Here is a 20273-nt window from a genome sequence, read left to right on the forward strand (position 1 = left end):
GGACCTGAACGGCTGGGACACCCACGCCAACCAGACCGGCCGCCTGCGCGGGCTCTTGGACCTTCTGGCGCGGGGCATCCTGACCCTGCGCGAGGGACTGGGGGGGGAATGGTCGCGCACCGTGGTCATGGTCGCCTCGGAATTCGGGCGCACTGCGGCCGAGAATGGCGGCGGCGGCACCGATCACGGCACCGGCGGGCTGGCGCTGCTGGCAGGCGGGGCGGTGCGGGGCGGGCGGATCCTGGGCGACTGGCCCGGCCTCAGCCCGACGGCGCTGAACGACGAACGCGACGTGCGCGCGGTCAACGCCTATGAGGCGATCTTCAAAGCGGTGCTGATCGGGCATCTGGGCCTCGACCCCGGCTATGCCGAGCGCGTGGTCTTCCCTGACAGCGGCTTGTTGGAGCCCTTCACCGGCCTCCTGCGGGTCTAGAGTGCGTCGAGTCCCGCCAGCCCGTCCGGCAACAAGTCGCTGAACTCCGCCACCACCACTTGCGCGGCAGACAGATCGGCGCCCTGTGAGTAGACCCCGGGCGAGGCGACGACCCTCAGCCCCGCGCCCCGGGCCGAGGCCACGCCCATCGGCGTATCCTCGAAGGCGAGCGCCTGCTCCGGCCCGAGCCCCAGCCGCGCCAGCGCCAGCCGGTAGACATCGGGCGCCGGTTTCTTGGCCTGCACCTCGTCCCCGCAGGCCAAGACGTCGAAGACCTCGGCGGCGCCCCGCCCGAAGGTCGCCTGTGCCAGCGCCTCCACATTCGGGCGGCTGGTGGTGGTGGCGACAGCCAGCTTCAGCCCGCCCTCGCGGGCCATGGCGATCAGTTCCGCAATCCCCGGCCGCAGCCGGATACCCCCCGCCGCCACCCAGGCCGTGTAGCTCGCCGTCTTGTCGGCATGCAGCGCCTTGATGTCCAGCGGCCCCGCCGCGACCTCATCCCCGTAGCGCGCGATCCGCTCCTTGCCGCCGGTGGTGGTCAGGAGCCGCGCGTAATCCGCGACCGACCAGTGCCAGCCCAGCCCCGCCGCCCGGAACGCCGCGTTGAAGGCGGCGCGGTGGCCCTCCTCGGTCTCGGCCAGCGTGCCGTCCACGTCGAAGATCAGCGCCCTCAGCCGCATCGTTCTGCCGCCAGCAGCGCTGGCAGCGCCGCGTAATCGTCGAAGGCGAAATCATGCGGCAACCCGTCCACCGGCGTCTTGCGGTAGCCCCGCGTATAGAGCCCGAAGCGGACCCGCGCCCGCACTGCCGTCTCGGCATCGACCTCGCTGTCGCCGATGAAGAGGCCCGGCCCTCCCAACCCCTCGAACGCCGCCACTCCCAACCCCTCGAACGCCGCCAGCAGAGGCGCGGCGTCGGGCTTCTTCGTCGGCATGGTGTCGCCGCCCACCACCGAGACGAAGAACCGCTCCAGCCTCAGCGCCGACAGGATCCCCAGCGTCGGCGCCTCGGCCTTGTTGGTGCACAGCCCCAGCCGCGCGCCCTGTCCGACCAGCCGTTGCAGCGTCGGGATGACATGCGGATAGGGGCGGGTCAGATCGGCGGGCGCGGCGGTGTAATGGGCGAACATCCGCGCCGTCATCAAGGGTTGCTCCGCCAGCGGGATGCCGCGCGACTGCCGCGCCAGACTGACCAACGCCGGGATGCCATTGCCGATGAACCGGGTCAGCGTCGGCAGGTCCAGCGGCTTCGCCCCCCATTCCCCCAGCACCCGGTTGATCGCCACATGCAGGTCCGGCGCGCTGTCGATCAGCGTGCCGTCCAGATCGAAGACGATCCTCATGACACGGCCCTGAGGACCGAGTCACGAATGGCCCGCATGTTGGCGCCATAGGGCGCGGGGTTCCGGACCGAGCCGCCCTTGAACACGGCCGAGCCCGCGACCAGCACGTCGGCGCCCGCGGCCACGACCAAGGGCGCGGTTTCCGGCGTGACCCCGCCGTCGATCTCGATATGCACCGGCCGGTCGCCGATCATCGCCCGAAGCGCGCGGATCTTGCCGGTCATGTCGAGGAACTTCTGCCCGCCGAAGCCCGGGTTGACTGTCATCACGCAGACCAGATCGGTGAGGTCGAGAAGGTGTTGCACCGCCTCGGCCGGCGTCCCGGGATTGAGCGCCACGCCCGCCTTCTTCCCCGTCGCCCGGATCGCCTGCAGGGTGCGGTGGATATGCGGCCCGGCCTCGAGATGCGCTGTGATCACATCTGCCCCGGCTTCGGCGAAAGCCTCGATAGAGGGGTCGACCGGCGCGATCATCAGATGCACGTCCATCACCGTCTTCACATGCTTGCGGAAGGCGGCGACCGCGGGCGGGCCGAAGGTCAGGTTCGGCACGAAATGGCCGTCCATGACATCGACATGCACCCAATCGGCCCCCTGCGCTTCGATCGCCTCGATCTCCCGCCCGAAATCGGCGAAATCGGCGGACAGGATCGAGGGGGCGATGATCAGGGGCCGTCTCACAGCGTGCCCGCCTTGTAGCGCTTCGCCATATCGTCCATCGGGATCACCTTGATTTTAGTTGCATTTCCGGCGGTGCCGAAGGCCTCCAGCCGGTCCCGGCACAGGTCCCGCATCGCATCCATCGCCGGTTTCAGGAACTTCCGCGGGTCGAATTCACGGGGGCTCTGCTGGGCAATCCTGCGGAATTGCCCGGCCATCGCCATCCGGCAATCGGTGTCGATATTGACCTTGCGCACCCCGTGACGGATGCCGCGCACGATCTCCTCCACCGGGACGCCGAAGGTCTGGGGCATCTCGCCGCCATGGGCGTTGATGATGTCCTGCAGTTCCTGCGGCACCGAGGACGAGCCATGCATCACCAGATGGGTGTTCGGCAGCCGCTTGTGGATCGCCTCGATCACCCCCATGGCGAGGATATCGCCGTCCGGCTTGCGGCTGAACTTGTAGGCCCCGTGCGAGGTGCCGCAGGCAATGGCCAGGGCATCGACCCGGGTTTCCGTCACGAAATCAACGGCCTGATCGGGGTCGGTCAGCAGCTGGGCGTGGCTGAGCGTGCCGACCGCGCCGTGGCCATCCTCCGCCTCGCCCTCGCCGGTCTCCAAGGAGCCCAGCACGCCGAGTTCCCCCTCGACCGAGGCGCCGACCCAATGCGCCATTCGGCTCACCCGCTCTGTGATCACAACGTTGTAGCGGTAATCGGCCGGAGTCTTGGCATCGGCCTTCAGGCTGCCGTCCATCATCACGCTGGTAAAGCCGTGACGGATCGCGCTCATGCAGGTCGCCTCGTCGTTGCCATGGTCCTGATGCATGCAGAGCGGGATCTCGGGATAGATCGCCGCCAAGGCCTCGATCATCTTGGCCAGCATGATGTCATGGGCATAGGTCCGCGCGCCCCGGCTGGCCTGGATGATGACCGGCGCGTCGGTGGCGCGAGCGGCCTCCATGATCGCCAGACCTTGCTCCATGTTGTTGATATTGAAGGCGGGAACGCCGTAGCCATGCTCCGCGGCATGGTCCAGAAGCTGACGCAGGGTGATGAGGGCCATGGTGTTCTCTCCTCAGATCAGGCGGCCGAGCGCGACGGCGGTGTCGGCCATGCGGTTGGAAAAGCCCCATTCGTTGTCGTACCAGCTGAGGATGCGGACCATGCGGCCGTCCATCACCTTGGTCTGGTCCATGTGAAAGACAGACGAATGCGGATCGTGGTTGAAGTCGCTGGAAACATTGGGTTTGTCGGTATAGCCGAGGATCCCTTTCAGCGGCCCGTCGGCGGCCGCGCGGATCGCCGCGTTGACCTCCTCGACGCTGGTGTCGCGGGCGGCCTCGAACACCAGATCGACGACCGAGACATTGGGCGTCGGCACCCGGATCGCCACGCCATCCAGCCGGCCTTTCAGCTCCGGCAACACCAGCCCCACGGCCTTCGCGGCGCCGGTGGAAGTCGGGATCATGCTCAGCGCCGCGGCCCGGGCGCGGTAGAGATCCTTGTGCATCGTGTCCAGCGTCGGCTGGTCGCCGGTGTAGGAATGGATCGTCGTCATGAAGCCCTTGGAGATGCCGATCGAATCGTTCAGGGCCTTGGCGACCGGGCTGAGGCAATTGGTGGTGCAGGAGGCGTTCGACACCACCAGATCCTGCGGCGTCAGCGTCTGATGGTTGACGCCAAAGACCACGGTCTTGTCGGCATTCTCGGCCGGGGCCGAGACCAGCACGCGGCGGGAACCGTTCTTCAGATGCAGCGCCGCCTTGTCGCGGGCGGTGAAGATGCCGGTGCATTCCAACGCCACATCGACATCCGACCACGGCAGATCCTCGGGGTTCCGGATCGCCGTGACGCGGACCTTGCCGCTGCCCGCGTCGATCCAGCCGTCGCCAAGGGTGACGCTGCCCGGAAAGCGGCCATGCACACTGTCGAACTGCAGGAGGTGGGCGTTGGTCTCGACGGGGCCGAGGTCGTTGATGGCGACGACCTCGATATCCGTCCGGCCGGATTCGGCGATGGCGCGGAGCACGTTCCGGCCGATACGGCCGAAGCCGTTGATGGCAACCTTGATTGTCATACGTTATCCTCAGATCAGGGATTGTGCCGCTTTGACAACGGCTTCCGGCGTGATGCCGAAGTGTTCATAGAGGGCGGACGCGGGGGCCGAAGCGCCGAATCCCGTCATGCCGACGAAAGCATCCCCGGGCCGCAGCAGCGCCTCCCAGCCCATGCGGATCGCCGCCTCGATGCCGATGCGGGGCGCGTTGCCCAGCACGGCGGTCCGGTAATCGCGATCCTGACGCGCAAAGCGCTCGAAGGACGGCGCCGAGACGACGGCGGCGCGGATGCCGTGGGTCTCCAGCGCCTCGGCCGCCTTGACCGCGATCTCGACTTCCGAGCCGGTGGCAATCAGCGTCACCTGCCGGGCGCCCGGGTCGCGCAGCAGATAGGCGCCGCGCGCGGTCAGGTTCTCGCCGGCCTCGGCCCGAAGCAGGGGCAGGTTCTGGCGGCTCAGCGCCAGCAGGACTGGACCGTCGGTCTCGGCGAGTGCGATTTCCCAGGCCTCGGCGGTCTCCACCGCATCGGCGGGGCGCAGGACGGTCAGGTTGGGGATCGCGCGGAGCGAGGCAAGGATTTCAACGGGTTGGTGCGTGGGGCCGTCCTCGCCCAGGCCGATGCTGTCATGGGTCATGACGAAGGTCGTTGGCACGCCCATCAGCGCCGCCAGCCGGATCGCCGGGCGGGCGTAGTCGGCAAAGGCGAGGAAAGTCCCGCCATAGGGCCGGAACAGCCCGGCCAGCGCGATGCCGTTCATCGCTGCGGCCATCCCATGTTCGCGGACCCCGTAATGCACATAGTCACCGGAGAAATCGCCGGGGCGAACCGATGTCTGACCTTTGGTTCGGGTCAGGTTCGAGCCGGTCAGATCCGCCGAGCCGCCGATCATGAAGGGCAGGGTTCCGTTCACCACCCCCAGCGCCATTTCCGAGGCCTTGCGGGTCGCGACTTTCGGTTTGTCTGACAATAGATTCTGCTTGTACCCGGCCATGGCCTGCGTCAGGAGCGCCAGATCCTTGGTCCGCAAGGCGTTGAAATCATGCCGGTTCGGCGTCGTGGCCAGTCGAGCCTCCCAGGCGGTCCGCGCCTCGGCTCCCCGGCGGGCGACGCGGGCCCAGGCGGCATAGACGCTGGCCGGGATCTCAAAAGGCGCGTGGCTCCAGCCCAGATGGGCGCGGGCGGCAGCGATCTCGGCGGCGCCCAGGGGCGCGCCGTGCACGTCATGCCCACCCTGCTTGTTCGGCGCGCCGAAGCCGATCACCGTCCGGCAGGCGATCAGCGAGGGGCGGGGGTCCTTGCGCGCCGCCTCGATGGCGTCGGCGATCTCGGTCGGCGTATGCCCGTCGCAGGACAGCACATGCCAGCCCGAGGCGGCGAAGCGCGCCAATTGATCGGTCGAGGTCGCCAGATCCGTGTCGCCGTCGATGGTGATCTTGTTGTCGTCCCAGAGCACGACCAGATGGCCGAGGCCGAGATGCCCCGCCAGATCAATCGCTTCGTGGCTGATCCCCTCCATCAGGCAACCGTCGCCGGCGATGACATAGGTGCAATGGTCGATCAGCCCGGGAAACCGCGCATTGCCGAGCCGCTCGGACAGAGCCATGCCGACGGCGGTGGCGATGCCCTGACCCAGCGGGCCGGTGGTCATCTCGATCCCCTTGGCATGGCCGTATTCGGGGTGCCCGGCGGTGCGGCTGCCGAGCTGGCGGAACGCCTTCACCTGATCCATCCCCATGTCGTCATAGCCCAGCAGGTGATGGATCGCATACAGCAGCATCGAGCCATGCCCTGCCGACAGCACGAAGCGGTCGCGGTTCGGCCAGTCGGGCGCCGTGGGGTCCAGCGTCACGAAGCGGTTGAAGAGGACGCTCGCCACATCGGCCATGCCCATCGGCATGCCGGGATGGCCGGAATTGGCGGACTGAACCGCGTCCATGGCCAGGGCGCGGATGGCGTTCGCCATGGTGCGTTCGTCGGCGACGGGGGAGTGTATGGTCATGAAACCCTCCTCAGGCGCGCAGCTTGCGCGCGGTCGAGACCAGCCGCTCGATCAGCGGGGTCAGAATGAGCTGCATCGCCAGATCCTGCTTGTTGCCGGGGATGACGATGGAATTGGCGCGGGTCATCCAGGAGCCCTGGATCATCGCGGTAAGGTACGGAAAATCGATTCCGCGCGGGTTCTTGAAGCGGATGACGACCAGGCTTTCGTCGGGTGTCGGGATCCAGCGGGCGACGAAGGGGTTCGAGGTATCGACCACCGGCACGCGCTGGAAATTGATATCCGTTTCAGTGAATTGCGGCGTGATGCAATGCACGTAGGCATGCATCCGGCGTAGGATCACATCGGTCACGGCCTCGGTCGAATAGCCCCGCGTCGCGCGGTCGCGGTGGATCTTCTGGATCCATTCGAGGTTGATCACCGGCACCACGCCGATCTTCAGATCCGCCAGCGCCGGCAGGTTGACCTGATCGTTGACGACCGAGCCGTGCAGCCCCTCGTAGAACAGCACATCCGAGCCATCGGCAAAGGGTTTCCAGGCGGTGAATTCGCCGGGGGGAACGCCGTGCCGTTCGGCCTCGGCCGCGTCATGGACGTAGTGCCGGGTGCGGCCCTTGCCGGTCTCGCCATAGTCACGGAAGACCCGCTCCAGTTCCCCCAACTCATTGGCTTCATAGCTGAAATGGGAAAACGTCTGGTCCCCCTCGGCATAGCGGCGGGCGAGTTCGTCGCGCATCTCGGCCCGGTTGAACCGGTGGAAGGCGTCGCCCTCGATGGAGACGGCGGTGATCCCCTCGCGGCGGAAGATCTGGTCGAAGGTCGCCTTGACGGTCGAGGTCCCGGCGCCGGAGGAACCGGTGACGGAAATGATCGGATACTTGCGGCTCATTGGGGGCTCCGGAACAGGCCACGCTTGCCGAACAGCGCCGAGGTCTCGGCCGCGGGCAGGTCGTGGTAGGTGGCGACACGGGCGACCTTGTTGGCCGACCCGAAGACGAAGGGGGTGCGGGCGTGCAACTGGCCGGGGATCGCGTCCAGCACCGGGTCCACGCCATCGGTGGCCTGCCCGCCCGCCTTCTCGATCAGGAAGGCGATGGGCGCACATTCGTAGACCAGCCTGAGGCGGCCGGTGCGGTAGCCGGGGCGGGCGTCGCCCGGGTAGAGGAAGATGCCACCGCGGGTCAGGATGCGGTGGGTTTCGGCCACCAGCGACGCGATCCAGCGCATGTTGAAATTGCGCCCCGCCGGGCCCTCGGCGCCGGCCACCCGGTCGTCGATATAGGCGCGGATCGGCGCCTCCCAATGGCGGTAGTTCGAGGCGTTGATGGCGTATTCGGTCGATTCCGGGGGCAGGGCGGGCAAGGGCCCCAGCAGGCGGAAGCCGCCGGTCTCGGGGTCCAGAACGTATTTCACCGGGGTGCCGCCGAAGCTCACCATCAGCGCGCATTGCGGGCCGAAGATCACGTAGCCAGCGGCGCGCAGGTCCCGGCCCGGGCGCAGGAAGCTGGCCTCGGGCGTCCGGGCGGCGGGGTAGAGGCCGAAGATCGTGCCGATGGAGACATTGGTGTCGATGTTGGAGGAGCCATCCAGCGGGTCGATGGCCAGCGCCAGCGTGCCCTCGGGGTCCAGCTCGACCACCGTTTCCTGCTCTTCCGAGGCATAGAAGCGCACGCCCGCCCCGGCCATCGCCGCGCGAAACGCGTCGTCGGCGATGACGTCCAGCGCCTTCTGCGCGTCGCCGTCGCTGTTGGTTCCGGCACTGGCCCCCAGCGCTTCGTCGAGGCCCCCGCGCTGGATGCGCCGGGCCAGCGCCGCCGCGACGCCTGCCAGCCGGTCGACGGCCTGCATCAGGTCATCCGGGGTGCCCGCGGGTACCCGGTCGAGGCTTCTCAGCATGATGATGGATCCTCCCAGATCGGCCGGGCCTTCGGGGCCTCAGGCTTGACAGCACCATGCTCCGGGCGCAGTTTTGAGGAAATTTAATAATTCCGAACAGATCTTCAGGAATTTGGAATGTCGCGTCTCGATGCCGTCACACTGAAGCAACTCCGCGCCCTGATCGCGGTGGCGGAGCATCGCTCGCTGACCGAGGCGGCATCGGCGCAGCACCTGTCCACGCCCGCGATTCACAGCCAGATCAAGGGGTTGGAGGAGGCGGTCGGCCGTGCCCTGCTGACCCGACCCTCCGATGGCGCGGCCTTCCTGCCGACCCCCGAAGGCGCGGCGATGCTGGACGCCGCCCGGCGGATCGAGGCGCTTTTGTCGCAGGCGGGGGACCAGATCCGGGCGCTGGCCAGCGGGCGGGCCGGGCATGTGACGCTGGGCACCGTCTCGACCGCCAAGTATTTCGCGCCGCATCTGGTGGCGCTGTTGCAGCAGGCCTGCCCGGATATCGAGATCGCGCTCAAGGTGGCGAACCGGGGCGAGACGCTCGCCGAACTCGACCGCGGCGAATACGACCTGGCGATCATGGGCCGCCCGCCCCGCGACTATCTGCAGGGCGCGGTGCCGCTGGGCCCGCATCCGCATGGGGTGATCCTGCCGCCCGGCCACCCGTTGGCGGGCGCCGAGGGCTTCGACCCGGCGCGGCTGATGGCCGAGACCTGGCTGGTGCGCGAGCCGGGCTCGGGCACGCGGATGCTGATGGAGCGCTTCCTCGACCGGACGGGCGAGGGGCCGCCCGCGCGGCTGGTGACCATGGATTCGAACGAGACGATCAAGCAGGCGGTGATCGCCGGGCTTGGCGTCGCCTTCCTCAGCCTTCACACGGTGGTCGAGGAATTGCGGGCCGGGCGGCTGACGCTGCTGAGGGGGCAGGGACTGCCCCTGATGCGGCATTGGTATCTGATCGTGCCGGGCCAGCCCTCGGCGGTGGCGCGGCGGATCGCCGATCAGATCGTCGGCCTCGGCGGCGCCTATTTCCCCGATCCGCCGCTCAGCGGGTGAGGGCGGCGTAGAGCTGCGGCAGGCGCTCGGGCAGGCGGTCGACGCGGTCCAGCACCAGCGCGTTGCGGGGGCCGAAAATGCGACTGACATAGGCATCGGCGCCGGGGTCGAGCGACAGGCAGAAGGGCGTGACGCCCTGCCGCGCGGCTTCCTCGACCGCACGGCGGGCGTCGGCGCGCAGATAGAGCGGGTCGCTCACATCGATATCGGCGGGGGCGCCGTCGGTCAGCACCAGCATCAGCTTGCGGCTGGCCTTCACCTGGCCCAGATGGTGCGTCGCATGCCGGATCGCCGTGCCCATCCGGGTGCTGAGGCGGCCCTCGGCGCCCATGAGGCGGGCCTTGGCCATGGCATCCCAGGGCGCCGAGAAATCCTTGAAGCGGCTGTAGAAAACCTGATGCCGCCCATCCGACTGAAAGCCGTGGAGGGCGAAGGCGTCTCCGACGCGGTGGATCGCCTCGGCCAGCAGCACGCAGGCCGTCTGGGTGAGGTCCAGAACCGTTTCGCCGCTCGCCGTCGTGTCGTTGGTCGACTCGCTGAGGTCCAGCAGCACCATCACCGCCGTATCCCGGACCTTGCGCTCAAGCCGCATCATCACCCGGGGGTCGGGCTGCTGGCGAAGCCGCCTGTCGATGGCGGCGGCCACCGCGGGGTTGAGGTCCAGCTCGTCGCCGTCCTCCAGTTTCCGCACCCGGATCGTGCCCTGCGGCCGCATCGCATCCAGCCGGTGGCGCAGGCGTTCCATGATCTTGCGGTGCCGGTCGAGGATCGCCTCGGCCTTCGCGACATCGCCCAGCCGGGGCCGCTTTTCCAGCACCGTCGCCCAGGCCGGGCGCATCAGCTGGATCCGGTGGTCGAATTCGTCATAGGGGATGGGGGGCGCGAGGGGCTCCTTGCCCTCACGCTCATTGAAGCTGGTGCCATCGTCGTCAAGAAGCTCCGTCGCCTGCACCCAGATCTCCTGTGCGTCGGCACCGGCGGTTTCGACCTCGACCTCGTTCACCATCTCCATGATCGAGACGTATTTGCGCAGCTGCGGGGTCGGGGCCGGGCTGGTGTCGAAATCCAGCTCCTCGAAGGTCCAGAGCAGGCGGTTGTCGCAGCGATAGGGGCAGGAGGGCTGATCGGTCCAGGCTGAGAACGTCTGACCTTTGAGTCGGTCGGCGAGGCGCAGCCCCAGATCGCGCGACCGGTCAGGCGATTGAAGGTCAGACGTCTGGAAGAGGTTCAGAATCCAGCGCTCTAGCGGATCATCCTCAGAAGCCTTTCCCAACAGCAGCGTCCGGGCGATCCGGTCGAACTGTCCGCCGAGCCCCGGGCCCTCGCCCTGATGAAACGGCGCCCAGAGGTCACGCAGCCGCGGGAAACGGGCAATGGCGAGGGCCTCGGCCCGGGCATCCTCGATCAGGCCGATGCAGAGGCTTTGCAGGGCGCTCAGCCCCTCGCCCTGAAACGGGCGGCGCAGGCAGGCGAGATGGGCGGCGAGATGCGCCACCTGCGCGCGGTAGAGGTCGAGCGCGGGCAGGCCCTGCCAAACATCCAGCGCGTCGGGCAGGTGCAGGGCGGGGCCCTCGACAAACGGGCGCAGGCCGGCGCGGGTTTCGACATCGCCCGCGGTTGGCACCAGCAGGAAATCGCGGCCCCAGAGCGCGCGCAGATACATGCCGAGGCGGCGCTGTACATCGACCAGCAGCACGCCCTTGCGTTCGCGCTTCAGGACGGCGCGGGATTCGGCCGACACCAGCGAGAAATAGCGGTCGAGTTCGGGGTAATCGGTGCGATGCGCCTCGGCCCCCCAATCGGCCCAGCGACGCAGGCCCCCCAGCGTCAGCACGTCCAGAAGCTCGGCCAGATGGTCCAGCATCGGGCGCAAGGCGCGGGGAGCGCGGGCCAGCAGATGCTCCAGAAACCGCAGGTAGGACCGGAAGAGCCCGGCATCCCCCAGCCGCCGGGCGGCCAGGGGCGCGGTGGTCAGGATCCGCTCGATCACCGCGCCCGAGGTGCGGGAGGCAAAGCCGAGGCAGGCGGTGGCGAGGTCGGCCAGAACCTCCTCGCCGATCTCGCGGGCGATCTGCGGCGCGGACTCGATCCAGGCCAGCACCACCGCCTCGCCGCGGCTCATCTGCGCCAGCGCTTCGGCGCCCTTCTCCCAGCGCTCCAGCCCCCGGGGCGAGAGGCGGCGGATCGCCTCGGGCCGGGCGGCGTCGAGCGCGGCGGCGAGGTCAGAACCAGGTGGCGACGGCGGCATCGAGCGCGTCCCGCATGTCAGGATCGTCGGTGATCGGCCGGATCAGCGCCATGGAACAGGCCGCGCGGGGGGCGACGCCGCCGGCGATCAGGCGGCCGGCGTGGATCAGCATCCGCGTGCTGATCCCTTCGTCGAGCCCGTGGCCCTTGAGGTTCCGGGCGCGGGCGCCGATCTCGACCAGCTTGCCCGCCGTCCCGGCATCGACACCGCTTTCATGGGCGACGATTTCGGCCTCGATCCCGGGTTCCGGCCAGGTGAAATCGAGCGCGCCGAAGCGCTGCTTGGTCGATTGCTTGAGGTCCTTCATCAAGGACTGGTAGCCGGGGTTATAGCTGATCACGAGCAGAAAATCGGGATGCGCGCGCAGGAGTTCCCCTTTCTTTTCAAGGGGTAGTGCGCGGCGGTCGTCGGTCAGCGGATGGATGGCGACGGTGGTGTCTTGCCGGGCCTCGACCACCTCATCGAGATAGCAGATCGCCCCGTGACGGGCGGCGAAGGCCAGCGGACCGTCCTGCCAGTGCGTCCCCTCAGCATCGAGGAGGAAGCGGCCGACCAGATCCGAGGCGGTCATGTCCTCGTTGCAGGCGACGGTCACCAGCGGGCGGTCCAGCGCCCAGGCCATGTGTTCGACAAAGCGCGTCTTGCCGCAGCCGGTCGGGCCCTTGAGCATGACGGGCATCCGCGCCTCCCAGGCGGCGGTGAAGAGCGCGACCTCATCGCCCACGGGCTTGTACCACGGTTCTGCCGCGACGCGGTGCTGGTCGAGGGTATCTTTCATCGGGGCCTCCGCGAAAAGGGCGACCCGCCGGAGAGGGGACTCGGCGGGCCGCAGGCGTCAGACCGGGATGCCCCGGTAGACGACCATATTGGCACCCTGCGACTGGGTGAAATTGTTGTAGCCGACGAGGCGGACATGGTTGCCGGGATTGGCGTCGTGGCAGGCGTCGAGCTCGGCGATGATCGCGTCGACATCGGTCTCGCCGAACATCGGCAGCTTCCACATGTACCAGTAATTTGAGCTGGCGAATTGCGGCTCGGTGTGTTCGATGGCCGGATTCCAGCCATGCTTGACCACCCATTCGACCTGCTTGCGGATCTGGTCCTTGGTCATCTCGGGCAGGTAGGAGAAGGTGCCCATCTTGCGGCTGGCGGGATCGGAAAGGCGGGAGGTGTAGTCCTGGACGCTCATGCGGGATTCCTTGTGGCGGGGGAGGAACCGGGGGCCAGCCCCCGGACCCCCGGAGTATTTCGGGCAAGATGAGGGGGATCAGCGGTGCTGGACGTCGAGCTTGTCCACGGTGTCGAACTCGAACTTGATTTCCTTCCAGGTCTCCATCGCGACCTTCAGTTCCGGCGAGTGAAGGGCGGCCTTCGTCAGGATGTCCTTGCCCTCGCGTTCCAGCTCGCGCCCCTCGTTGCGGGCCTGCACGCACGCCTCGAGCGCGACGCGGTTGGCGGCGGCGCCGGCGGCGTTGCCCCAGGGGTGGCCCAGCGTGCCGCCGCCGAATTGCAGGACCGAATCGTTGCCGAAGATCGAGACCAGCGCCGGCATGTGCCAGACATGGATCCCGCCCGAGGCGACCGGGAAGACGCCGGGCATCGAGCCCCAGTCCTGATCGAAGAAGATGCCACGGGCGCGGTCTTCCTTGACGAAGCGGTCGCGCAGGAGGTCGATCCAGCCCAGCGTGGCGGCGCGGTCGCCTTCCAGCTTGCCGACAACGGTGCCGGAATGCAGGTGGTCGCCGCCCAGCAGCCGCAGCAGTTTCGCCAGCACCCGGAAGTTGATGCCGTGGTTGGGGTTGCGGTCCAGCACGGCGTGCATGGCGCGGTGGACGTGCAGCAGCATGCCGTTGTCGCGGCACCATTTCGACAGCGAGTTATGCGCGGCCCAGCCCAGCGTCAGGTAATCCGACATGATGATCGGCGTGCCCAGTTCCTTGGCGAATTCGGCGCGCTGGAACATGTCCTCGATGGTCGGCGCGGTCACGTTCATGTAGTGGCCCTTGCGCTCGCCGGTCTCGGCCTCGGATTTGGCGATGGCCTCCTGGCAGAAGAGGAAGCGGTCGCGCCAGCGCATGAAGGGCTGCGAGTTGACGTTCTCGTCGTCCTTGGTGAAGTCGAGCCCGCCGCGGAGGCATTCATAGACGGCGCGGCCGTAGTTCTTGGCGCTGAGCCCCAGTTTCGGCTTGATGGTGCAGCCCAGAAGGGGGCGACCGTATTTGTCCATCTTGTCGCGTTCGACATGGATGCCATGGGGCGGGCCGAAGCAGGTCTTCACGAACCAGATCGGGAAGCGGACATCCTCAAGCCTGAGAGACCGCACCGCCTTGAAGCCGAAGACGTTGCCGACGAGCGAGGTGAAGACATTGACCACCGAGCCTTCCTCGAAAAGGTCGGCGGGGTAGGCGACGAAGGCGTAGAAGGCGTCGTCATGGCCCGGCACATCCTCGACCCGGTAGGCGCGGCCCTTGTAGAAATCGAGGTCGGTCAAGAGGTCGGTCCAGACCGTGGTCCAGGTGCCGGTCGAGCTTTCGGCAGCCACCGCCGCGGCGGCTTCCTCGCGCGGGACGCCGGCCTGGGGGATGACCTTGAACACGGCCAGAATGTCGGTGTCCTTGGGGGTGTAGTTCGGCTCCCAATAGGTCGAGCGGTATTCCTTGACGCCGGCGTCGTAGCGCTTGCTGGTCTGCATGTTCATGCGGGTCTCCTCCCCTTGATGGGGGGAGTAAGCGCGATTTCATGAATAAAGAGAAATGGATAGTTTTTAGTTAGAGAATAGGGTCTAATCTATTCATGCGCTATTCCCTCCGGCAGTTGCAGATCTTCCAGGCGGTGGCCGAGAGCCTGTCCTACACACGGGCGGCCGAGGCGCTGCACCTGACCCAGCCCGCCGTCTTCGCCCAGGTGCGCGAATTGCAGGAGCAGCTGGGCCAGTCGCTGATCGAGCGGCTGGGCAAGCGGCTCTATCTGACCGAGGCGGGCCACGAGGTGCTGTCTTCGGCCCGCGCCATTCTGGGCGAGGCCGAGGCGATGGAAATGCGGCTGGCGGAACTCAGCGGGCTGGCGCGGGGGCGGCTGCGGCTTGCCGTGGTCTCGACCGCGAAATACGACCTGCCGGCGGTGATCGGGGCCTTCGGGGCGGCGCATCCGGGGATCGAGGTGGCGCTGACCGTCGGCAACCGGCAGGAGCTGCTGGCGCGCTTCGCGCAGAACGCCGACGACCTCTATATCCTCGGCCAGCCGCCCGAGGGGATCGACGCCGGGGCGGAGGTCTATGCCGAAAACCCGCTGGTGGTGATCGCGCCGCCGGGGCATCCGCTGATGGGGCGGCAGTCCCGCATCGCCGATCTGGCGGCCTATCCGTTTCTCACGCGGGAGGAGGGCTCGGGCACCCGCCGCGCGGTCGAGGCGGCCTTCGCCGCGGCCGGGGTGGTGCCGAAGGGGCGGATGGAGCTGGGCGCCAATGAGGCGGTGAAACAGGGGGTGATCGCGGGGCTGGGGCTCAGCGTCCTCAGCCGCGGCACCGTGGCGCTGGAATTGCGCCACGGCTATCTGGTGGAACTGGCGGTCGAAGGCTTCCCGCTGATGCGCCACTGGTACGTGGCCTGGCCCCGCGCGAAGCGAAAATCGCTGGCGGCCGAGGCCTTCCTCGACCGCCTGCGGGCCAGTCAGTGACGGCTTCAGTGACGGCGGTGCGCCGCCAGCGTGTCGCTGCCGAACACCTTTGACAGAAGCCAGCGCAGCCGGTCTTTCAGCCCCTCCATGACGCTGAAGAGCGAGGGCACGAAGACCAGCGACAGCGCCGTCGACAAGAGGAGCCCGCCGATCACCGCGATGGCCATCGGCGCCCGGAACTCGCCCCCCGTCGAATGGGCCAGCGCCGAGGGCACCATGCCCGCGGTCATGGCGATGGTGGTCATGATGATCGGGCGGGCGCGCTTGTGGCCCGCGTCGATCATCGCCGCGGCGCGGTCCTTGCCGTCCTTGATCCCTTCGAGCGCGAATTCCACCAGCATGATGGCGTTCTTGGTCACGATCCCCATCAGCATGAGGAAGCCGATCACCACCGAAAGCCCGATCCCCGCGCCATAGAGATAGAGCGCGAAGATGGCGCCGCCGATGGCGAGCGGCAGCGACAGCATGATGGTCAGCGGCGTGACGAAGCTGTTGAACAAGAGCACCAGCACCACATAGACCAGCATCAGCCCCGCCCCCATCGCCAGCCCGAACGAGGCAAAGATCTCGCCCATCACCTCGACATCGCCCGACGGCTGGATCTGCGTGCCGCGCGGCATGTCGCGGGCGGCGGGCAGGGCGTCGATGGCGGCGGTTGCCGGGCCCAGATAGGCGCCGGGCGCCAGATCCGCCTGGATCGAGACGCGGTAGCGGCGGTCGTAGCGCTCGATCACCGAGACGCCCGAGGCCAGGCTCACATCGGCCACGGCAAAGAGCGGCACCATCGTGCCCTGCGACGAGGGCACGCGGAACCCGGCCAGCCGCGAGATGTCGCTGCGGGCCTCCTCGTTCAGTCGCACGCGGATCGGGATGCGTTGGTCATCGACGCTGAACTGCGCCAGATTGGCGTCGATATCGCCGATCGTTGCCACCCGGATCGCCGAGGCCAGTGTCGCCGCCGTCACGCCCAGTTGCGCGGCGCGCTCGGGATCGGGGACGATCTGGATCTCGGGGCGCAGAAGCGCCGCCTCGGACGAGGGATGGCGGATCAGCGGCACGTCGCCCATCTGATGCAGCAGGGCGGTCGCGGCCTCGGTCACCCCGGCCTCGGTATCGGCCAGCACGTTGATGGTGATGTCGCGCTGCCCCGCGGCACCCAGCACGAAGACGCGCAGGTCGGGCAGATCGGCCAGCCGTTCCTCGATCTCGGCATTGATCGCGGTCCAGGGGCGTTCGCGGGTTTCCTTGTCGCCGTAATTCACCTGGATGTTGAGCGTGGTCGCCGAGGAGCCGTCGACGAAGACGCGCTGCACCTCGGGGATCTGCTCGATCCGCTCGGTGATCTGCTGTGCGGCGGCGCGGGCCTCGCGCAGCGTGCTGCCCGGCGGCAGCTCGACCGACACGACCGAGCGACCGGCATCCTCGGGCGGGATGAATTCCTGCGGCAGCAGCGTCGCCGAGAAGATCGAGGCGCCAAAGATCAGCACCCCCACCAGCAGCGTGACGAAGCGATGGTGCAGGGTCCAGGTCAGCACGCGCAGATAGCCGCGCATGAGGAACCCGTCCTTGACCTCATGCGAGCCCGCGCCGGGTTTCGAGCGCATGAAATGCGCGGCGAAGAGCGGGGTGATGAGGCGCGCCACGGTCAGCGAGAACAGCACCGCCACCGCCACCGTCAGGCCGAATTGCTTGAAGAACTCGCCCGCGATGCCGCCCATGAAGCTGACCGGCGCGAAGACCGCGACGATGGTCAGCGAAATGGCGATCACCGTGGTGCCGATCTCGGTCGCAGCCTCCATCGCCGCCTCGTAGGCGGGTTTGCCCATGTGGATATGTCGGTCGATGTTCTCGATCTCGACGATGGCGTCATCCACAAGGATGCCGACCACCAGCGTGATCCCCAGAAGGCTGATGGTGTTGAGCGAGAAGCCCAGCAGGTCCATGACGATGAAGGTCGGGATCGCCGAGAGGGGCAGGGCGATGAAGGCCACCACCGTGGCCCGCCAGTTCCTGAGGAACAGGAAGACCACCAGGATCGCCAGCGCCGCGCCCTCGTAAAGCGTGTTCATCGCCGAGTCGAACGTCGCCTCGGTGGTGATGGTCGCGTCGTCGATCAATGAGAAGACGGTGTCGGGATATTGCTCCTGCAGCTCGGCAAGCCGGGCGCGGGCTGCATCGGCCGCCACCAGATCCGAGGCCCCGGTGGCGCGGAAAACGCCGAAAGCCACGACCGGACGGCCGTTGAAGAGGGCGAAGGTCTCGGCCTCGCCCGCGCCGTCGGTGACGGTGCCCAGCTGGTTCAGGGGCACGGTCTGGCCGTTCGGCAGGCGGATCGGCGTCGCGGCCAGCTGTGCCAGCGTCGGTGCCGACCCCAGCGCCCGGATCACGTATTCCGAGCCGAACATGTCGCCCTGGCCGCCGCCCTGGTCGAGGTTGGTCTGCGCCAGCTGCTGGCTGATCGCCGTGGCCGAGAGGGTCAGGGCCAGCAGTCGGTCGGGATCCAGATCGACCCGGATCTCACGCTCGGCGCCGCCCAGGCGGCTGACCGACCCGACGCCCTCGGCGCCCTGCAGCGAGCGCGCCACCACGTCATCGACGAAGGTCGACAATTCCTCGATGCTGCGGGTCCGGTCGGCCACCGCATAGGTCAGGATCGGCCGGCCGGTGAAATCGAGCCGCTGCACCACCGGATCGGTCGCGGTATCGGGCATCGACGAACGCGCCGCGGTCACCGCATCCTTGACGTCGTTCAGCGCCCGGTCGGTGTTGGTGCCGAATTCGAATTCGATGGTCAGCTGGGCGCTGCCGTCCCGCGCCGTGGCCTGGATATGCCTCAGACCGGCGATGTCGCTGACCTCGTCCTCGATGGGCTGGATCACCTGACTGGCGATCTCGGAGGGGGCGGTGCCGGGGGCGCTGACGTTGACCGTGATCAGCGGCAGGTCGACGTTGGGCATCTCGGTGACGGGCAGGCGGCCGAAGCTGACCAGCCCGGCGATGCAGAGCACGACGAACAGCGCGATCGGCGGAACCGGGTGCCGGATCGACCAGGTTGACAGGTTCATTGGTCGGCCCCGGCGCTGGTCGTGGTGTCGTTGCCGGCCTCGGGCCGGATCGGCCGCACCACATCGCCCTCGCCGAAGAAGGCCCCGGCGCGGGCCACCACCTCGTCACCCTCGGCCAGGCCTTCGGTCACCTCCTGCCAGCCGTCCCAGGCGATCCCGGTCGTGACGCCGCGCCGTTCCAGCGTATCGCCCTCGCCCAGCCGCAGGACATAGGCGCCCTGCGCATCGCGCAGCACGGCCGAGACGGGCACCGCCAACCCCTGCCGGTCCTCGGCGACGATCCGGCCGCCGACGTACAGGCCGGGCCGCAGCCCCTCGCGCGCCTCCAGCGCGATGCGGACCTCGCCCAGCCGGGTCGTGGCGCTGACCGTCGGCGCCACCAGCCGCACCTGGCCGGTAACCGGCGGCAGACCGGCGATCTGCAGCGCGGCCGGATCGCCGGGGCTGAGCAGCACGAGTTCGGTCTCGATCACCTCGGCCACGGCCTCGACCGTCCCCTCCTCGATGATGCGGTAGATGGGCTCGCCCCCGGTCGAGGCGATGGCGCCGATCTGGCCGTTGCGGGCGCTGACCACACCCGCCACCGGCGAGGTGATCCGGGCATTGGCATAGTCGAGCTGCGCCACGTCGAGCGAGGCCTGCGCCTGCTGCAAGGCGGCGCGGGCAGCCTGGACCCCGTCCGCGGCCGATTGCGCGCTGGCCGCGGCGCCCAGCTGCGCGGTCTCGGCCTCGTCCAGCGCCGATTGCGTGGCGGTGCCGCTGGCCCGCAGGCTGCGCAGCCGCTCCAGCACCTGATTGGCCTGCCGCAGTTGCGCCGCGGTGGCATTGACCTGGCTCTCGGCCTGGTTCAGCCCGGCGCGGGCATTGGCCAGAACCGCCTCGGCCTGGGTGACCCTGAGCCTGAGCGTCCGGTCATCGAGCCGCGCCACGGTCTCGCCCGCGGTCACGCTGTCGCCGACTTCGGCGGCCAGCTCGGTGATGGCGAAACCGCCCGAATGCGGGAAGACCAGCACCTCGTTGCGCGCGACAAGCGAGCCCGACACCGGCACCACCAGCATCAGCGGCTGGATCGAGGCCGCGGCAATGGTGACTGCCGGCGTCGCCTCGTCGGCGAGGGCGGGGGCAGCCGTGAGGGCAAGCGCCAGCCAGAGGCCCGCGGTGGATAGAGGGGGTCTCGGCATTCCTGGCCTCCGCATGCGGCACCGCCCGGTGCCGGGAATGTTCAGTTTTGATTGAACGCAGATAGGAGCATGGGGTAGGCCCGTCAAGAAGCGTTCAGCCTTGAATGACGTATTGTGCCCGCTAAGAATAGCATGGTTCACGGAAGAGATCATGACCCCGCCGATTTCCCGCACCCGCGCCGATTTTATAGCCTATATGGGCCAGGCGCTCGAGGCGCAGGGCCTGCCGCCGATTGCCGGGCGGATGCTGGGTCTTCTGATTTTCGACGGCGCGCCGCGCTCGTTCAGCGACCTGGCGACGGAGCTCGAGGTCAGCCGCGGCTCGATCAGCGCCAATGCCCGCCACCTGCTGTCCCGCGGCGCCATCGTCAAGCAGAACCGCCCCGGCGACCGGCAGGATTATTTCTGCGTGGCCGAACAATCCCTGGACCAGATCCTGATCGAACTGATCGCCCGGATGACGGCGACCTCGGAGTCGGTGCGCGGCTTTGCCGAAGCGTTGCCGTCCGAGGAAGGCGCCCGGCGGCGGCTCTGCGGCCTGGCCGATTTCTACGCGGCGATGGCGGGGGGCGTGACCCAGGCCCTGCAGCGGCTGCGCCAGCGGTGCTGAAGCGGCGGGAGGCACGCTCCCACCCGCCCACCCCGCGCGCCTCCCGCCGCGGA

General features: G+C 68.2%; 18 protein-coding genes. 4 read left to right on the plus strand and 14 right to left on the minus strand.

All coding sequences use genetic code 11. The features are described 5' to 3' along the window. Positions 1-433, plus strand: a 433-nt coding sequence (locus VDQ18_RS15380) for a DUF1501 domain-containing protein (RefSeq protein ID WP_323021798.1), incomplete at its 5' end; no start/stop codon positions are given. Here VDQ18_RS15380 and VDQ18_RS15385 read toward each other — a convergent pair. From VDQ18_RS15385 to VDQ18_RS15420, 8 genes are read right to left on the minus strand one after another with little or no spacing between them, the layout of a single operon-like run. Then, a complete protein-coding gene (locus VDQ18_RS15385) occupies positions 430-1113 on the minus strand; it encodes an HAD-IA family hydrolase (protein ID WP_323021799.1) in 684 nt (227 codons plus the stop codon). The two genes, VDQ18_RS15380 and VDQ18_RS15385, sit on opposite strands and share 4 nt — an antisense overlap. Continuing rightward, complete coding sequence (locus VDQ18_RS15390; RefSeq protein WP_323021800.1) at positions 1104-1775, minus strand: HAD hydrolase-like protein; 672 nt, start codon at positions 1773-1775, stop codon at positions 1104-1106. Before VDQ18_RS15390 ends, VDQ18_RS15385 begins: the two co-directional genes overlap by 10 nt. Beyond that, positions 1772-2455 (minus strand): ribulose-phosphate 3-epimerase, encoded by a 684-nt coding sequence (gene rpe, locus VDQ18_RS15395; protein WP_323021801.1) that lies wholly within the window; start codon positions 2453-2455, stop codon positions 1772-1774. The genes VDQ18_RS15390 and rpe overlap by 4 nt, the downstream gene beginning before the upstream one ends. Continuing rightward, on the minus strand, positions 2452-3501 hold the full coding sequence (gene fba, locus VDQ18_RS15400; protein ID WP_323021802.1) for a class II fructose-bisphosphate aldolase: 1050 nt from the start codon (positions 3499-3501) through the stop codon (positions 2452-2454). The genes rpe and fba overlap by 4 nt, the downstream gene beginning before the upstream one ends. Before the next feature lie 12 nt (positions 3502-3513). Further along, complete coding sequence (gene gap / locus VDQ18_RS15405) at positions 3514-4515, minus strand: type I glyceraldehyde-3-phosphate dehydrogenase (RefSeq protein WP_323021803.1); 1002 nt, start codon at positions 4513-4515, stop codon at positions 3514-3516. Between the two features lie 9 nt (positions 4516-4524). Then, positions 4525-6495 carry a transketolase gene (gene tkt / locus VDQ18_RS15410; RefSeq protein ID WP_323021804.1) on the minus strand — a complete coding sequence of 657 codons (1971 nt, stop codon included), beginning with the start codon at positions 6493-6495 and terminating at the stop codon, positions 4525-4527. 10 nt (positions 6496-6505) lie between these two features. Further along, positions 6506-7384 carry a phosphoribulokinase gene (locus tag VDQ18_RS15415; protein WP_323021805.1) on the minus strand — a complete coding sequence of 293 codons (879 nt, stop codon included), beginning with the start codon at positions 7382-7384 and terminating at the stop codon, positions 6506-6508. Beyond that, positions 7381-8391 carry a class 1 fructose-bisphosphatase gene (locus VDQ18_RS15420; RefSeq protein WP_323021806.1) on the minus strand — a complete coding sequence of 337 codons (1011 nt, stop codon included), beginning with the start codon at positions 8389-8391 and terminating at the stop codon, positions 7381-7383. Before VDQ18_RS15420 ends, VDQ18_RS15415 begins: the two co-directional genes overlap by 4 nt. A gap of 117 nt (positions 8392-8508) precedes the next feature. On the opposite strand from VDQ18_RS15420, the gene VDQ18_RS15425 reads away from it, so the two are divergent. Continuing rightward, on the plus strand, positions 8509-9441 hold the full coding sequence (locus VDQ18_RS15425) for a LysR substrate-binding domain-containing protein (RefSeq protein ID WP_323021807.1): 933 nt from the start codon (positions 8509-8511) through the stop codon (positions 9439-9441). Here the strand turns inward: VDQ18_RS15425 and VDQ18_RS15430 are convergent. From VDQ18_RS15430 to VDQ18_RS15445, 4 genes are all read right to left on the minus strand, one after another. After that, positions 9431-11689 (minus strand): nitric oxide reductase activation protein NorD, encoded by a 2259-nt coding sequence (locus tag VDQ18_RS15430; protein WP_323021808.1) that lies wholly within the window; start codon positions 11687-11689, stop codon positions 9431-9433. The two genes, VDQ18_RS15425 and VDQ18_RS15430, sit on opposite strands and share 11 nt — an antisense overlap. After that, positions 11664-12467, minus strand: coding sequence for a CbbQ/NirQ/NorQ/GpvN family protein (locus VDQ18_RS15435; protein WP_323021809.1), 804 nt, complete (start codon positions 12465-12467; stop codon positions 11664-11666). Before VDQ18_RS15435 ends, VDQ18_RS15430 begins: the two co-directional genes overlap by 26 nt. A gap of 57 nt (positions 12468-12524) precedes the next feature. Next, positions 12525-12878, minus strand: coding sequence for a ribulose bisphosphate carboxylase small subunit (locus VDQ18_RS15440; protein ID WP_323021810.1), 354 nt, complete (start codon positions 12876-12878; stop codon positions 12525-12527). Positions 12879-12956: 78 nt separating this feature from the next. After that, positions 12957-14387 (minus strand): form I ribulose bisphosphate carboxylase large subunit, encoded by a 1431-nt coding sequence (locus tag VDQ18_RS15445; RefSeq protein ID WP_323021811.1) that lies wholly within the window; start codon positions 14385-14387, stop codon positions 12957-12959. A 95-nt stretch (positions 14388-14482) separates the two neighbouring features. Between VDQ18_RS15445 and VDQ18_RS15450 the strand changes: the two genes are divergently transcribed. Further along, positions 14483-15364: a LysR substrate-binding domain-containing protein gene (locus VDQ18_RS15450; protein ID WP_323021812.1), complete on the plus strand. Its 882-nt coding sequence runs from the start codon at positions 14483-14485 to the stop codon at positions 15362-15364. A 5-nt stretch (positions 15365-15369) separates the two neighbouring features. On the opposite strand, the gene VDQ18_RS15455 is transcribed toward VDQ18_RS15450, so the two are convergent. Beyond that, positions 15370-18429, minus strand: a complete 3060-nt coding sequence (locus VDQ18_RS15455; RefSeq protein ID WP_323021813.1) for an efflux RND transporter permease subunit — start codon at positions 18427-18429, stop codon at positions 15370-15372. Beyond that, complete coding sequence (locus VDQ18_RS15460; protein WP_323021814.1) at positions 18426-19610, minus strand: efflux RND transporter periplasmic adaptor subunit; 1185 nt, start codon at positions 19608-19610, stop codon at positions 18426-18428. The genes VDQ18_RS15455 and VDQ18_RS15460 overlap by 4 nt, the downstream gene beginning before the upstream one ends. A gap of 151 nt (positions 19611-19761) precedes the next feature. Here VDQ18_RS15460 and VDQ18_RS15465 point away from each other — a divergent pair, with 151 nt between their 5' ends. Next, positions 19762-20220, plus strand: coding sequence for a GbsR/MarR family transcriptional regulator (locus VDQ18_RS15465; protein ID WP_323021815.1), 459 nt, complete (start codon positions 19762-19764; stop codon positions 20218-20220). Positions 20221-20273 lie beyond the last annotated feature (53 nt).

The organism is Pararhodobacter sp. (assembly GCF_034676075.1).
GTDB lineage: Bacteria > Pseudomonadota > Alphaproteobacteria > Rhodobacterales > Rhodobacteraceae > Pararhodobacter.